Here is a 15019-nt window from a genome sequence, read left to right as displayed (position 1 = left end):
CCCTCGTCCGCGATTCCCCCGTTTCCGGAGCCTGGCCCGGCCGATGACCGACACGCAGACCCTGTCCCTGTTCCCGCTGCATGCCGTACTGCTGCCCGGCGCCGCGCTCGGCCTGCGCGTGTTCGAGCCGCGCTACCTGGACCTGCTGCGCGAATGTGGCCGCCACGGCAGCACCTTCGGCATCTGCCTGATCCTGGACGGCGAAGAAGTCGGTGCGCCGGCCACGCCCGCGGCCTGGGGCGTGGAGGCGCTGGTCGAGGATTTCGATGTCGGCGCCGACGGCGTGCTGCAACTGCGCCTGCGCGGCGGCCGCCGTTTCCACGTCGCGCGCACGCGGGTGCGCGACAACGGCCTGGTGGTGGGCGATATCCACTGGCGCGAGCCGGACCACGACGACGAGCTGCGCCCGGAGCATGCGCTGCTGGGCCTGCTGCTGGAACGCATCCTGGAGCAGGCCGGGGGCGAGTTCGCCGGCGCCGGCCCGGCGCAGCTGGACCAGGCGGCATGGGTGGGCTGGCGGCTGGCCGAACTGCTGCCGCTGGACGAAGCGCAGCGGCTGGTGCTGCTGCAGGAAGACGACCCGCACCGGCGGCTGGAACAACTGCTCACCTGGATCCCCGATTTCGAGCCGCCGCCGGAATCCGACCTGTAGAGGCGGGGCAAGCCCTGCATCTACGGAGAGCGCGAATTGCACCGGTGCGCGTAGGTGCCGGGCTTGCCCGGCACGGGGCTTTACCGGGAAGGCTTCATGCAGGGCAAGCCCTGCATCTACGGAGGGCGGGAATTACACCGGTGCATGTAGGTGCCGGGCTCGCCCGGCACGGGGCTTTACCGGGAAGGCTTCATGCAGGGCAAGCCCTGCCTCTACGGAGAGCGCGAATTGCGGCGGTGCGCGTAGGTGCCGGGCTTGCCCGGCACGGGGCTTCACCGGGAAGACTTCATGCAGGGCAAGCCCTGCATCTACGGAGGGCGCGAATTGCACCGCTGCGCGTAGGTGCCGGGCTCGCCCGGCACGGGGCTTTACCGGGAGGCTTCATGCAGGGCAAGCCCTGCATCTACGGAGTGCGGGAATTGCGGCGGTGCGCGTAGGTGCCGCGCTCGCCCGGCACGGGGCTTTACCGGGAAGGCTTCATGCAGGGCAAGCCCTGCATCTACGGAGAGCGGGAATTGCACCGCTGCGCGTAGGTGCCGGGCTCGCCCGGCACGGGGCTTTACCGGGAGGCTTCATGCAGGGCAAGCCCTGCATCTACGGAGGGCGCAAATTGCGGCGGTGCGCGTAGTGCCGGGCTCTCCCGGCACGGGGCTTCACCGGGAAGGCTTCATGCAGGGCAAGCCCTGCATCTACGCAGAGCGGGAATTGCGGCGGTGCGCGTAGGTGCCGGGCTTGCCCGGCACGGGGCTTTACCGGGAAGGCTTGATGCAGGGCAAGCCCTGCATCTACGGAGTGCGGGAATTGAGGCGGTGCGCGTAGGTGCCGGGCTCGCCCGGCACGGGCTTCACCGGGAGGCTTCATGCAGGGCAAGCCCTGCATCTACGGAGGGCGGGAATTGCACCGGTACGCGTAGGTGCCGGGCTTGCCCGGCACGGGGCTTTACCGGGGAGGCTTCATGCAGGGCAAGCCCTGCATCTACGCAGTGCGGGAGGGACAACGGCCGCCGCTACGGTTGCGGTTCGCTGCGGATCATCAGCAACTGCATCCCGTTTTCGGGCATGGCCTGGGTACGGGTCTGCATGCCGTCCAGCGATTGCGTCACCGCCGCCAGCGCCGGGTCCACCCCGCGCAGCGGCAGCCACAGCCCGAACAGTTTGAAGTGGCGCTGGAACCGCAGGGTCTGCGCGCTGCCCAGCCACAGCGGCGCCTGGCCCGGCTGCAGCCGTACCGGCGCCGGCCACAGGCGCAGCGCATGCAGTTCGTCCGGGCGCGCGCCCCGGCGCAGCATCAGCAGCGATTCGACATGGGTGTCCAGCGTCGCCGGCAGCACCGGTACCTGGTCCGGCGTGGCCTTGCTGTCCAGCATGGTCAGAGCCTGCTGCCAGCCGGCCTGCGGCTGCAGCCGCCAGCCGTGGCGTTCCAGTTGCGCCTGCAGCGGCGCCAGCGGCCCGGCCACCTGCACGTCCAGCGGCCAGCGCTGGTCGTCGTCGAATTCGTTGCGGCGTGCCGGCAGCTCGCGCCAGCCGTCCTGCCACCACACCGCCATGTCCATCGTCCGCGGTGCCTCGGCCGCCGGTTCGAACTTGGCCAGTTTGGCCGCCACGTTGCGCGGCGCGTACCAGAACCCGGCCAGCAGGAAGACGCCATAGAACAGCCACGTCACCGGCTTGACCCAGAACGAGCGGTTGAAGCGGCGGCGGTAGGCGATGCCCAGCACCAGCAGCCAGAAAATGCCGAACAACATGCCGCCGATGACATCGCTCAGCCAGTGTGCGCCCAGGTACAGGCGGGCAAAACCAATGATCGTGACCACGATGCCCGATACCAGGTATGGCCACACCCGGGTGCGTCCGGGCAGCTCGCGGCTGATCAGCACCGCGAAGAAACCGAAGGTGATGGTGGCCATGGTCACCGACACCGACGGGAAGCCGAAGCCGCTGCTGGCGGCCGGTGGCCGCACCACGTCCACGGTGGTGCCCAGCAGCTTGGTCAGCGCCAGGCCGAAGGCCAGCGCCGCCAGCCAGTGCGCGGCAGCCATCCAGCGCCGGCGCCAGCACAGGTAGCCCATGCCGGCGGCGATCGCCGGCAACAGCACCTGCCAGTCGCCCAGCGAGGCCAGCGCCGCCATCGGGTAGTCGGCCAGCGGGTTGCGCAGCGCCAGCATCAGCTGGTGCACCGCCAGGTCCAGCGACAGCGGCTCGCCATGGCCGACCACCACCATCAGCAGCACGAACCAGCCCCAGCCCAGCAACAGCAGCATCAGCGCCAGCATCGCCAGCGGCACCGACTCGCGCCGGCGCGGGTCGAACAGGTCGTTCCAGTAGCGGCCGAGCAGGTGCGGATGGCGCTGCGACCAGCGCAGCAGCCGCGCCAGCCAGCCGTCCATGCGCGCGGCCGACCAGCGGTAGCCGTACAGCACGATCGCCCACACCAGCCCCAGCATCACCCCGAGCAGCGCCACCACCACGAACAGCCGGCCGGCGACCGCGGCCACCGCGTCGTAGGCCTGGCCCAGCGCCCAGCCCGGCAGCAGGAACAGCACCGCCCACGACAGGCTGGCCACCGCGCTGGGCTGCGCGTAGCGCGCCAGCGGCATCTTCGCCATGCCGGCGATGGCCGGCACGAACGGGCGGATCGCGCCGACGTAGCGCGCCACCAGGATGCTCTTGAAGGCGTTGCGCCTGAACAGCAGTTCGCCGCGTTCCAGCAGCTGCGGGTAGCGGCTGAACGGCCATACCCCGCGCAGGCGGTCGCCCCAGCGGCGGCCGACCCAGTAGCTCAGGCCGTCGCCGCAGAACGCCCCCAGCGCGGCGCAGGCCACCGCATACGGGCCGGAGATCTCGCCCATGCCGATCAGCACGCCGACGGCGATCATCAGCGGCAATGCCGGCACGATCGCGCCGAGGATGATCACCGCGTCGCAGAAGGCGATGGCGAAGACGGCGCCGCCGGCCAGCACCGGGTGTGCGGCGATCCAGGCCAGGAGGGAGTCGATCCAGGAAGGTTGCATCGCGGGATTATAAAAGGGCGTGGGGGTCTGACCGCTGCCCTGCGCCGGGGTTCCGGACAGCGGCCATGCAGGTAATGCGACGTCGCGTCGCCGCGCGCCTGGGCGGCGGGTGCCAGCGGCTAGAATGGCGCTGATGGCCATTTCCCACGACGACGGCGTCCAGATCCTCAAATCCGACAGCTTCGGCCGCATCCTGGTGGTGTGCGAGGGCGGCCGCCGCTTCGTGCGCCGCGATCTGGGCGCCACCCCGTGGTGGCTGCGGCTGCCGGCATGGTGGCTGGCGCGGCGCGAGGCGCGCGCGCTGGCCAGGCTGGGCGGAATGGAGGCGACCCCGCGGCTGCTGCGCTGGGACGGGCGCTGGCTGGACCGCAGCTACATGGAGGGCGCGGCCATGCACCTGCGCCCGCCGCGTGGCGACGTGGCCTGGTTCCATGCCGCGCGTCGCCTGCTGCAGCAGGTGCACCGCCAGGGCATCGCCCACAATGACCTGGCCAAGGAAGCCAACTGGCTGGTGCGCGCCGACGGCTCGCCGGCGCTGATCGACTTCCAGCTCGCGGTCTGCGGCGCCCCGCGCTCGCGCTGGATGCGCCTGCTTGCGCGCGAGGACCTGCGCCATCTGCTCAAGCACAAGCGCATGTACTGCCGGCAGGCGCTGACCCCGGTGGAACTGCGCCTGCTCAAGCGCCATTCGTGGGTGCGCGAACTGTGGTTCGCCACCGGCAAGCCGGTGTACCGCTTCGTGACCCGGCGCATCCTGCACTGGGAAGACAACGAGGGGCAGGGCCCGAAGATGTGACCCAACCCGCGCAGCGGGCTGCGTCCCCAAAGTTCCGCACGGCAGAACGTTGGGCCCCGACGCCTTGCCGGCCTATCCCCCGCGCCTTTGGCGCGCCCCCCTTGATACAAAGGAGGGCTTGGCGCCATCACATTGGCAATGCGCGTGGAGATGGGCGTGCCCCGCTGGGGTCTGCCGGGAAATCCACAGCGGGGCAGGGCCCGTTCTACGGTGGGTTCGCTGGAGGGGGGGCGGCGTTGTGGGGCTGGCCTGCGTCGACCGGACAGGGCGACCTCATGGCTCAGCGCACCTCCACCACCTGCCTGCCGATGTAGCGGCGCTGGGCGTCGAAGTCGTAGCCCAGGGTGAGCATGCCGTCGTCGGCGCAGGCATGGCAGCCGCGCAGCGGCGTGGCGTACAGCAGGCGCACGCCGCCGTCGGCCAGCGGCGCGGTGCCGGCGGCTTGCGCCGGTGCGAACGGTACCGCCTCCGGGTGCCTGTCGAAGAATGCGCGGGCCTGCGCCCCGGTGCGGGCACTGTCCGGCAGCACATCCGCATCCACGTCGATGGTGCGTCCGTTGGCATCCACCAGCCAGGTGCCCTGGTTGGTGTTGGCGCGCAGCGGGAATTCCAGGGTCGCCACGCCCACCCCGGACTGGTCGTCCCAGGCGCTGACATAACCGGATTCGCCCTGTGCCGCCAGGCGCTGCGCGGCGGCGATCGCGGCCGGTGTCGCGCCGGCGCCGCGCATGGCTTCGACCACGCAGTGGTTGCCACCGGGCGCGGCCGCCTGGCGGCAGCCGTCGGTCGCGCCGCTCCATACCGCGCTGGCATCGATCCGCACCGGCGTGGCATCGCCGTTGCCCAAGCCGGTGGTCTGCCCGGCGATGTCGCGCGGGTGCGTCGCCTCGCCGGGCGGCGCGGTGCGCTCCTGGCAGGCGGGCAGGGACAAGGCGAGCAGCAGGGAAACGACGACAGGCAGGGATTTCATGGCAACGCACGACGGCTGTGGAAGGGCGCCAGTATCGACATCGCGGATTAACCGCAGGTGTTCGCGCGGCACCGGCAGGGGCGGTCGCGCCGGTGGCGCATAATGCGCTCCGCTTCCATCGGTATCGCGGAGTCGCGCATGAGCACCCTGCAAGGCAAGACCCTTTTCATCACCGGCGCCTCGCGCGGCATCGGCCTGGCGATCGCGCTGCGCGCCGCACGCGACGGCGCCAACGTCGCCATCGCCGCCAAGTCGGCGGTGCCCAACCCCAAGCTGCCCGGCACCATCCACAGCGCCGTGGAGGCGGTCAACGCGGCCGGTGGCCGCGGCCTGGCGCTGAAGTGCGACATCCGCGAGGAAGACCAGGTACGCGCGGCGGTGGCGGCCACGGTCGACACCTTCGGCGGCATCGACATCCTGGTCAACAACGCCTCGGCGATCTGGCTGCGGGGCACGCTGGACACGCCGATGAAACGCTTCGACCTGATGCAGCAGGTCAATGCGCGCGGTAGTTTCCTGTGCGCGCAGGCGTGCCTGCCGCACCTGCTGCAGGCGCCGAACCCGCACATCCTGACCCTGGCGCCGCCGCCGAGCCTGGACCCGAAATGGTGGCGGCCGCATACCGGCTATACCCTGGCCAAGATGGGCATGAGCTTCGTGACCCTGGGCCTGGCCGCCGAGTTCGGCCCGCAGGGCGTGGCGGTCAATGCACTGTGGCCGCGCACGGTCATCGCCACCGACGCGATCAACATGATTCCCGGGGTCGATGTGGCCGGTTGCCGCCGCCCGGAGATCATGGCCGATGCCGCGCACGCGGTGCTGGTGCGCAAAGCGGCCGGCTTCAGCGGCCAGTTCCTGATCGACGACGAGGTGCTGGCGCAGGCCGGGGTCAGCGACCTGTCCGGCTACGCGGTCGATCCCGCGCGGGCGCTGCTGCCCGATCTGTTCCTGGACTGAAACGCCGCAGTGGCCGTGGGCGCGTGCCCGCGGCCATGCCGGTCACGGTTCCAGCGGCTCGGGCAGTTCATGCCCGCAGCGGTTGCAGTAGCGGGCCTCCTGCTCGTGGCCCTCGTGGCCGCAGACGATGCAGCCGCGGTCGTCGCGGCGGCGGCGCCAGGCTTCGGCCTGGCGCATGCCGTTGGCCAGTTCGGCGGTGTAGATGCCGGTGGGCACGGCGATGATGCTGTAGCCGATCAGGATCAGCACCGAGGTGACGAAGCGCCCCAGCGTGGTCTGCGGCACGATGTCGCCGAAACCGACCGTGGCCATGGTCACCACCGCCCAGTACATGCTGGCCGGGATGCTGCTGAAGCCGTGGCTCGGGCCCTCGATCACATACATCAGCGAGCCGGCGATGATCGCGATGGTGACCACCATCGACAGGAACAGCAGGATCTTGCGGCGGCTGCGCCACAGCGCCTGCATCAGGATGCCGCTTTCCTCGATGTAGCGGGTCAGTTTGAGGATGCGGAACACGCGCAGGATGCGCAGCGCGCGCACCACCAGCAGCGACTGCGCGCCCGGCAGCAGCAGCGAGATATAGGTGGGCAGGATCGCCAGCAGGTCGATCACCCCCCAGATGCTGAGCGCATAGCGCAGCGGCCGCCGCACCACCAGCAGCCGCAGCACGTATTCGGCGGTGAACAGCAGGGTGAACCCCCATTCGACCACGTAGAACCACGATGCCCAGGCGGCGTGGATGTGCTGCACGCTGTCGAACATCACCACCGTGACGCTGGCGACGATGGCGTAGACCAGCAGCAGGTCGAAGTTGCGCGAGGGCCGGGTGTCGCGCCGGTGGATGATGTCGAACCAGCGGCGGCGCCAGCCCGTCTCGGACGCGGGGTTCAGCTGCGGGGTGGAGAACAGTCGCATGGCGCTATTGTGCCGCAGCCCGGGTAATGGGGGAGAATGCGGCTTTCGCCCACCACTACCACTACCGGAACGCCATGACCGCTGTCGCCGAGCCGCTGTTGTCCCTGTCGCAGTACTACCTGCCGGTGTACCGGCCCCGCCAGCTCGTGCTCGAGCGTGGCCAGGGGGCGCGGCTCTGGGATACGCAGGGGCGCGAGTTCATCGACCTGGCGGCCGGCATCGCGGTGTGCAGCCTCGGCCACAACAACCCGGAACTGAAGGCCGCGCTGCTGGCCCAGGCCGACAAGCTCTGGCACACCAGCAACATGTTCTACAGCGAGCCGCCGCTGCACCTGGCGCAGGAGCTGGTGCAGGCCTCGCGCTTCGCCAGCCGCGTGTTCCTGTGCAACTCCGGCGCCGAGGCCAACGAGGTGGCGATCAAGCTGGTGCGCAAGTGGGCCGCGGCGCAGGGCCGGCCGCCGGAGAAGCGGGTCATCGTCACCTTCCGCGGCAGCTTCCATGGCCGCACCCTGGCCACGGTGACCGCCACCGCCCAGCCCAAGTACCAGGAGGGCTACGAGCCGCTGCCCGGTGGCTTCCGCTATGCCGATTTCAACGACGTGGCACAGCTGGAAGCGGCCATGGCCGGCGGCGACGTGGCCGCGGTGATGTTCGAGCCGGTACAGGGCGAGGGCGGGGTGATGCCGGCCTCGGCCGAGTTCATGCGCCGCGCCCGCGAGCTGTGCGACCAGCACGACGCGCTGCTGGTGCTGGACGAGATCCAGGTGGGCATGGGCCGCACCGGCGAGCTGTTCGCGCACTGGAACTGGGGCGTGACCCCGGACATCGTCAGCCTGGCCAAGGCGCTGGGCGGCGGCTTCCCGGTCGGCGCCATGCTGGCCGGGCCGAAGGTCGCCGAGGTCATGGGCGTCGGCGCCCACGGCACCACCTTCGGCGGCAACCCGCTGGCCGCGGCGGTGGCGCGGGTGGCGCTGCGCACCCTGGCCTCGGAGGGAATCAAGGCCAACGTGGCCCGGCAGTCGGCCGCGCTCAAGGCCGGGCTGGAGGCGATCGGCGCCGAGTTCGGCGTGTTCGAGCAGGTGCGCGGCATGGGCCTGATGATCGGCGCGGTGCTCAAGCCGGAGTACGTGGCCGATATCGGCGCGCTGCTCGACCTGGCCGCCGAAAAGCAGGTGCTGATCCTGCAGGCCGGCACCAGCGTGCTGCGCTTCGTGCCGCCGCTGAACATTACCGACGAGGAACTGGCCGAGGGCCTCAAGCGGGTGCGCGAGGCGATCGCCGCCTACGTCGCCGCGCGCTGACGGCCCGGCCCGGGAGCAACCCCGCCGGGACGCCGCGGCATGGCCCCGTCCCGGCCCCGGAGCCCCTTCCGGAAGCCCCGTCCCGGCTGTTAGATTCGCCACGCCCGCGCGAGCGGGGGTGAGGGTTGTCGATGATCCGCCAGACCCGGTGAGAGGGGGCGTGATCGGATCCGGCTGCTTTCTGCGGTAGGGGATATTGAGAGATTCATTCGTGGGCGGGTCGCCGGTGGGCGGGCCGCCCCTTTGCCTATGGGGTTCAGGGGAAACGCATGTCGACCGTCATCCACGCAGTTTTTTCCGCGGCCAGGTTCCGGGCATGGCGGCGACAGGCGTCTGCTTTGCTGGCAAGGGCCGTACCGGTCGTGGCGTTTCTGGCTGCGCTGGCCTGGAGCGCCCCGGCCTTGGCGGCTACCCCGTCCAACGGATTGACGGGTTTCGGCTCGGGAGGCTATGACGCGCCACTGGCGGCGGGTACTGGCAGCGCCGGCGTGAAGGCCAGCAATGTCCGCAACAGCGGATGGGACGTGACCGTCTATACGCTCACGAGCAACCAGATCCATATCGCGGCGGGCGATCTCTACCACGGGACCGACGATGGCATCTACTACAGCGATTCAGCCTCTGACGGCGAGCCGCTGAGCTCGTTCCGGGTCGCTTCCAGCGACGGCAGCCTGTTCGACCTATCCAGCTTCCAGTTCTCGGCGACCGACGACACGTCGGGTGCAGGGAACACGGTCAACTTCTTCGTCACCGGCTACATCAATGGCAACCCGGTTCCCGGCGCCAGCCAGGCGTTCTCGCTCACCGATGCCGGTAGCGCCAACTGGCCGCTGGGCACGGTGAGCCCATCGTTTGTCGGCATCGACGAGTTCCGCATCACCTTGGCCGGTGGAAGGCCTGTCTATTTCTTCGCCATCGACAACATCGATGTCAGCAATGTGCGGTCGCCCGACACCACGCCGCCAACGGTGGCCAACGTAACCTCGGGCAGCGCCAATGGCACGTACAAGGTGGGTGATGTCATCAATGTCCAGATCGGTTTCAGCGAGACCGTCCTGGTCACCGGCACGCCGCAGTTGACCCTGGAAACCGGCACCACCGACCGCGTCATCAACTACACCAGCGGTTCCAACAGCAGCACCCTGACTTTCAGCTACACCGTGCAGGCCGGCGATACCAGCGCCGATCTGGACTACGTGTCCACCAGCGCCCTGGCCCTCAACGGCGGCACCATCAAGGACCTGGCGGGCAACAATGCGCTGCTGACGCTGCCGGCGCCGGGCGCGGCCGGCTCGCTGGGCGCGAACAGGAACCTCGTCATCGACGGCGTGGCGCCCACGGTTTCCGGGGTGACCTCCAGTACCGCCAACGGCACCTACAAGGCCGGCGAGGTTGTTTCGATCCAGGTCGATTTCAGCGAGGCGGTGACAGTCACCGGCACCCCGCAGCTGGCCCTGGAAACCGGCGCCACCGACCGCGCGGTCAACTACGCCAGTGGCAGCGGCACCAGCACGCTGACGTTCAACTACACGGTGCAGGCCGGCGACACCAGCGCCGACCTGGATTACGTTTCCACCACCGCGCTGGCCCTCAACGGCGGCACCATCAAGGACGCGGCCGGCAACACTGCCACCCTGACCCTGCCCGTGCCGGGCGCGGCCAACTCGCTTGGCGCGAACAAGGCCCTGGTCATCGATGGCGCCGCGCCGGTGGTGAGCGCCATCGCGCCTGCCGGCGGCGCGGCCTCGACGGATACCTCGGTGAGCTTCAGCGTCACCTTCAGCGAGCCGGTGAGTGGCGTGTCCACCGACGATTTCGCCCTAGCCAGCACCGGTACCGCCGCGGGCACCATCACCAGCGTGTCCGGCAGCGGCAGCAGCTACACCGTTGTCGTCGACGGCATCACCGGCAATGGCACGCTGAAGGTCAACCTCAACGCGTCCACCAACATCGTCGACGGCGCCGGCAATGGCCCGCCGGCCGCGTTCACCGTGGGCACGACCCATACCGTGGCCATCCCCACCGCGCCGGGTGCGCCGACCATCGGCACGGCCACGGCCGCCGACGGGCAGGTGTCGGTGGCCTTCACCGCGCCGGTCAACAACGGCGGTTCGGCCATCACCGGGTATACGGTCACCTCCAATCCCGGCGGGATCACCGCCGGCGGCAACGGATTCACCACCTCGCCGATTACCGTGACCGGCCTGAGCAACGGCACCGCCTATACCTTCACGGTGACGGCGACCAACGCCGTCGGCACCAGCACCGCTTCCAGCGCCAGCAACCCGGCCACACCGAAGGCCAGCCAGACCATCACCTTCGACCCGCCCCCGGCGCAGAACTTCGGCACGTCGCCGACGTTGGCGGCCACGGCCAGCTCCGGGCTGGTGGTGACGTTCTCCTCGTCCACCCCGGCGGTATGCACCATCACCGCCGGCGGCGCGCTGACCTTCGTCAGCGCAGGCAGCTGCACCATCGACGCCGACCAGGCCGGCAATGCCGCCACCCATGCCGCGCCGACGGTGTCGCAGACGTTCGCGGTCAATGCCGTTGTCCCGGGCGCGCCGACCATCGGCACGGCCACGGCCGGCAATGCCCAGGCGGACGTGGCGTTCACCGCGCCGGCCAGCACCGGTGGCGCGGCGATCACCGCATACACGGTGACCTCCAACCCGGGTGGCCTCACCGGCACCGGCGCCGGCTCGCCGATCACGGTGACCGGCCTGACCAACGGGGTGCCTTACACCTTCACCGTGACCGCCACCAACAGTGTGGGCACCGGCTCGGCGTCGGCGGCATCCAACAGCATCACCCCGGCCTCGCCGCAGGTCATCACCTTCGCCAATCCGGGTGCGCAGAATTTCGGGACGTCGCCGACGTTGTCGGCCACGGCCACCTCCAGCCTGGCGGTGGCGTTCTCCTCGTCCACCACCGGCGTGTGCACCATCACCTCCGGCGGCGTTCTGACGTTCATCACTGCCGGTACCTGCACCATCAACGCCAATCAGGCAGGGAGCAGTAGTTACCTGCCGGCACCGCAGGTCTCCCGCTCGTTCACGGTCAATCCGGTGGTGCCGGGCGCACCAACCATCGGCACCGCCGTCGCCGGCGACACCCAGGCCAGCGTGGCGTTCACTGCGCCGGCCAATACCGGCGGCAGCCCCGTGCTGGGCTATACCGTGACGGTGTCGCCGGCAGATGTGGCACCGGTCAACGGTGCCAGCTCGCCGATCGTGGTCACCGGCCTGACCAACGGCCAGGCCTATACCTTCACCGTCACCGCGGACAACAGCGCGGGCACCGGCGCGGCGTCGGCCGTGTCCAACAGCATCACCCCCAAGGCGGCCCAGACCATCACCTTCGCCAACCCGGGTGCGCAGACCTTCGGCACCACGCCGACGCTGAGCGCGACCTCCGATTCGGGGCTGTCCCCGACCTTCACCTCGTCCACGACCGCGGTGTGCACCATCACCGCCGGCGGCGCGCTGACCTTCCTCAGTGCCGGCACCTGCACCATCAACGCCGACCAGGCCGGCAACGGCAGCTATCTGGCCGCGACCCAGGTCACCCGTTCGTTCACCGTCGACGCGGTGGTCCCGGGCGCACCGACCATCGGTACCGCCACGGTGACCGGCCCCGGCCGGGTGTCGGTGAGCTTCAGCGCACCGGCGTCCAATGGCGGCACCGCGATCACCGGCTACACGGTGACGCCCAGCCCGGCAGTGGCCGGCGGTCCGACTACTGGCAGCGGCTCGCCGATCACGGTCAACGGGCTCGACACAGGCACCGCGTACACCTTCACCGTGACCGCCAGCAACAGCGTGGGCACCGGTACCTCGTCGGCCGCCTCCAATGCAGTGACCACGGCGGTGACCCAGGTCATCACCTTCGCCAACCCGGGCGCGCAGGCGTTCGGCACCACGCCGACGCTGGTGGCCTCGGTCGACTCCGGCCTGCCACTGCGCTTTGTTTCCTCCACCCCGGCGGTATGCACGGTCACCGCCGCCGGCGTGCTGGCCTTTGCCAGCGCCGGCACCTGCACGGTGACGGTGCACCAGGACGGTGATGCCAGCCACCTGGCAGCGTCGCTGACGCAATCGTTCAACGTCACCGCGCTGGTGCCGCAGACGCCGGTGGTGGTCGAAGTGAGCGTACGCGGCTCGGGCGAGGTGGACGTGGCATTCACGCCGTCGGCGCCCACCGGCCAGCCGGTGACCTACACGGTCACCGCGCAGCCCGGCGGCATCACCGCCAGCGGCACGGCCTCGCCGATCACCGTGCGCGGGCTGACCGACGGGGTGAGCTACACCTTCACCATCACCGCCGCGGCCGCGGCCGGCACCAGCGCGCCGTCGGCGCCCTCGGCGCCGGTGGTGCCGCAGGTGCTGCAGGCGGTGCTCTTCGACGAGGTGGGCACGCAGCGCTTCGACCAGGTGCCGGTGCTGTCCGCCCGCGCCGACTCCGGGCTGCCGGTGACTTTCGCCTCGCCGACGCAGGACGTATGCACGGTCACCAGCGACGGCCTGCTGGCCTTCGTGCAGGCCGGCAACTGCACCGTGGTGGCCACCCAGGCCGGCGATGCCACCCATCGCCCGGCCTCGGCCACGCGCACGTTCCGGATCGATCCGGTGCCGCCGGGCGTGCCGGAGATCCAGACGCTGACGCCCGTCGGCCCCGGGCAGGTGAGCGTGGCGTTCGTGCCGCCGGGGTTCACCGGTGGTGCGCCCATCGACGGGTACCGGGTCACCGCCACGCCGCAGACCCGCGTGGCAGCGGCCGCCCGCGGCATGGGCCTGCGCGCGGCGGCCACGCCGGGCGTGGTCACGGCCACCGGCAGCGGCTCGCCGATCCTGGTGCAGGGGCTGGCCGGCGGGGTGGACTACGTGTTCACCGTGGCCGCCTACAACCTGGCCGGCGAAGGCCAGGCCGACAGCGCCAGCGAACTGGTCGCCGCGCCGGAGCTGGGCTGGATCGGCGACCTGCAGAAGATGTACGGCCAGGCCGATTTCGAGCTGCCGCTGCCGCAGAGCAACAGCCCCGGTGCCTTCACCTTCGCCAGCAGCAACCCGGCGGTGGCCACGGTCAACGGCCGCACCGTCACCCTGGTGGGCGAAGGCACGACCACGCTGACCGCCACCCAGGCGGCGACCCCCAACTACCTCACCGGCACGGTGTCGGTCACGCTGGTGGTCAGCCCCCGTCCGGACCCGACCCTGGACGCGCAGGTCAGCGCTGGCATCCAGGCGCAGGTCGACGCCAGCGTGCGCTTTGCGCAGGTGCAGGGCGACAACATCCGCGACCGCCTGCGGCAGGTGCGCGGCGGGCACAACGCCAGCAGCGTCAACATGGCGCTGGCCTATGCCGGCAGCCAGGGCGTGCCGGGGCTGTCGATGCCGGTGGGCCGCGTGGCCGAGGCGGCATTGCCGGCGCTGCCGGAAGGCTGGGGCCTGTGGCTGGCCGGTACCGCGGGCTTCGGCAAGACCGGGCGCAACGGCCGCGCCGGCGGCGGCTTCGACTTCAACACCGGCGGCCTGACCCTGGGCGCGGACCGCGCGCTGGGCGGGAACCTGCTGCTCGGCCTGGCCGGCAGCTGGGGCCGGCAAGGCACCGACTTCGACGACACCCCGTCCAAGGTCGATGCCGACCAGCGCTCGCTGGCGGTCTACGGCCTGTGGCGGCTGGGCGAGCACCTGTTCGTGGACGGCCTGCTGGCCAACGGCCGGCTGGACTTCGACCTGGTCCGCTGGAGCGAGCTGGCCAACGCCAGCGCCCAGGCCACGCGCAGCGGCGACCAGTGGTTCGGCGCGCTGACCTTCGGCTACGAACACCGCAGTGCCTCCGGGCTGAGCCTGACCGGCTATGGCCGCTATGACGGGCACCGGGCGACGCTGGACGGCTACCGCGAAACCGGGCTGGGCGCCTATGACCTGGCCTATGGCCGGCAGCGGGTGGACAACAGCGCGCTGGCGCTGGGCCTGGAGGGCAGCATGCTGTTCCAGCGCGAACGGCTGAGCTGGCGCCCGCACTGGCGCATCGAATACCGCGGTGCGCTGGAAAACCGCGGCGACGTGGCGGTGAACTACCAGCAGCGCCCGCGCGACGCCGACTACGTGCTGGCGATGCGCAGCTACAACGACGACATGCTGTCGCTGGGCGCGGGCATGGACCTGCAGTTGGACAGCGGCTGGCTGTTCTCGCTGCTGCTGGGCCGCGAGCAGGGCCGCAACGCGATGCACAGCACCAGCATCGGCCTGCAGGTGCGCTACGGGCAGCAGGGCGCACAGGCGCCGGTGTATGGCGAGAACGGCGATGCGTTCAACGCGGACATGACCGGCGACAGCCGCCGCCGCTGCCGCGGGCCGGCACCGCGCTGCGCTGCGCCGGGCACGGCGCCGGGGGACACCCGGCCCTGAGT

8 protein-coding genes are annotated in these 15019 nt (G+C 70.6%); 5 read left to right on the top strand and 3 right to left on the bottom strand.

The window, feature by feature from the left end; genetic code table 11:
- Positions 1-43 precede the first annotated feature (43 nt).
- On the top strand, positions 44-652 hold the full coding sequence (locus MKP15_RS07560; RefSeq protein ID WP_240212284.1) for an LON peptidase substrate-binding domain-containing protein: 609 nt from the start codon (positions 44-46) through the stop codon (positions 650-652).
- A gap of 1006 nt (positions 653-1658) precedes the next feature.
- Here MKP15_RS07560 and MKP15_RS07555 read toward each other — a convergent pair.
- Positions 1659-3662 (bottom strand): bifunctional DedA family/phosphatase PAP2 family protein, encoded by a 2004-nt coding sequence (locus MKP15_RS07555; RefSeq protein WP_104939496.1) that lies wholly within the window; start codon positions 3660-3662, stop codon positions 1659-1661.
- Between the two features lie 133 nt (positions 3663-3795).
- Between MKP15_RS07555 and MKP15_RS07550 the strand changes: the two genes are divergently transcribed.
- The gene (locus MKP15_RS07550) at positions 3796-4458 is read left to right on the top strand and encodes a serine/threonine protein kinase (RefSeq protein WP_240212283.1); all 663 of its coding nucleotides are present in this window, start codon (positions 3796-3798) and stop codon (positions 4456-4458) included.
- 280 nt (positions 4459-4738) lie between these two features.
- Here MKP15_RS07550 and MKP15_RS07545 read toward each other — a convergent pair whose 3' ends face one another.
- On the bottom strand, positions 4739-5428 hold the full coding sequence (locus MKP15_RS07545; protein ID WP_240212282.1) for a hypothetical protein: 690 nt from the start codon (positions 5426-5428) through the stop codon (positions 4739-4741).
- Positions 5429-5566: 138 nt separating this feature from the next.
- On the opposite strand from MKP15_RS07545, the gene MKP15_RS07540 reads away from it, so the two are divergent.
- Positions 5567-6385 carry an NAD(P)-dependent oxidoreductase gene (locus MKP15_RS07540; protein ID WP_240212281.1) on the top strand — a complete coding sequence of 273 codons (819 nt, stop codon included), beginning with the start codon at positions 5567-5569 and terminating at the stop codon, positions 6383-6385.
- A 42-nt stretch (positions 6386-6427) separates the two neighbouring features.
- Here MKP15_RS07540 and MKP15_RS07535 read toward each other — a convergent pair whose 3' ends face one another.
- The gene (locus MKP15_RS07535) at positions 6428-7303 is read right to left on the bottom strand and encodes an ion transporter (RefSeq protein ID WP_104939493.1); all 876 of its coding nucleotides are present in this window, start codon (positions 7301-7303) and stop codon (positions 6428-6430) included.
- Positions 7304-7377: 74 nt separating this feature from the next.
- On the opposite strand from MKP15_RS07535, the gene MKP15_RS07530 reads away from it, so the two are divergent.
- Entirely contained in the window at positions 7378-8604 is a 1227-nt protein-coding gene (locus MKP15_RS07530) for an acetylornithine transaminase (protein WP_104940258.1), read from the top strand.
- 362 nt (positions 8605-8966) lie between these two features.
- Positions 8967-15017 carry a fibronectin type III domain-containing protein gene (locus MKP15_RS07525; RefSeq protein WP_240212280.1) on the top strand — a complete coding sequence of 2017 codons (6051 nt, stop codon included), beginning with the start codon at positions 8967-8969 and terminating at the stop codon, positions 15015-15017.
- Positions 15018-15019: the final 2 nt, after the last annotated feature.

Origin of the sequence: Stenotrophomonas sp. Y6 (assembly GCF_022436665.1) — a bacterium.
In the GTDB taxonomy this organism is placed as follows: domain Bacteria; phylum Pseudomonadota; class Gammaproteobacteria; order Xanthomonadales; family Xanthomonadaceae; genus Stenotrophomonas; species Stenotrophomonas acidaminiphila_A.
This window is presented reverse-complemented; position numbering and strand designations above follow the sequence as displayed.

Bases quoted from the DNA above. Each gene is read 5' to 3' on its own strand.
- MKP15_RS07555 (WP_104939496.1), bottom strand. From the start codon at position 3,662: ATGCAACCTTCCTGGATCGACTCCCTCCTGGCCTGGATCGCCGCACAC.
- MKP15_RS07535 (WP_104939493.1), bottom strand. From the start codon at position 7,303: ATGCGACTGTTCTCCACCCCGCAGCTGAACCCCGCGTCCGAGACGGGC.
- MKP15_RS07530 (WP_104940258.1), top strand. From the start codon at position 7,378: ATGACCGCTGTCGCCGAGCCGCTGTTGTCCCTGTCGCAGTACTACCTG.
- MKP15_RS07540 (WP_240212281.1), top strand. From the start codon at position 5,567: ATGAGCACCCTGCAAGGCAAGACCCTTTTCATCACCGGCGCCTCGCGC.
- MKP15_RS07560 (WP_240212284.1), top strand. From the start codon at position 44: ATGACCGACACGCAGACCCTGTCCCTGTTCCCGCTGCATGCCGTACTG.
- MKP15_RS07545 (WP_240212282.1), bottom strand. From the start codon at position 5,428: ATGAAATCCCTGCCTGTCGTCGTTTCCCTGCTGCTCGCCTTGTCCCTG.
- MKP15_RS07550 (WP_240212283.1), top strand. From the start codon at position 3,796: ATGGCCATTTCCCACGACGACGGCGTCCAGATCCTCAAATCCGACAGC.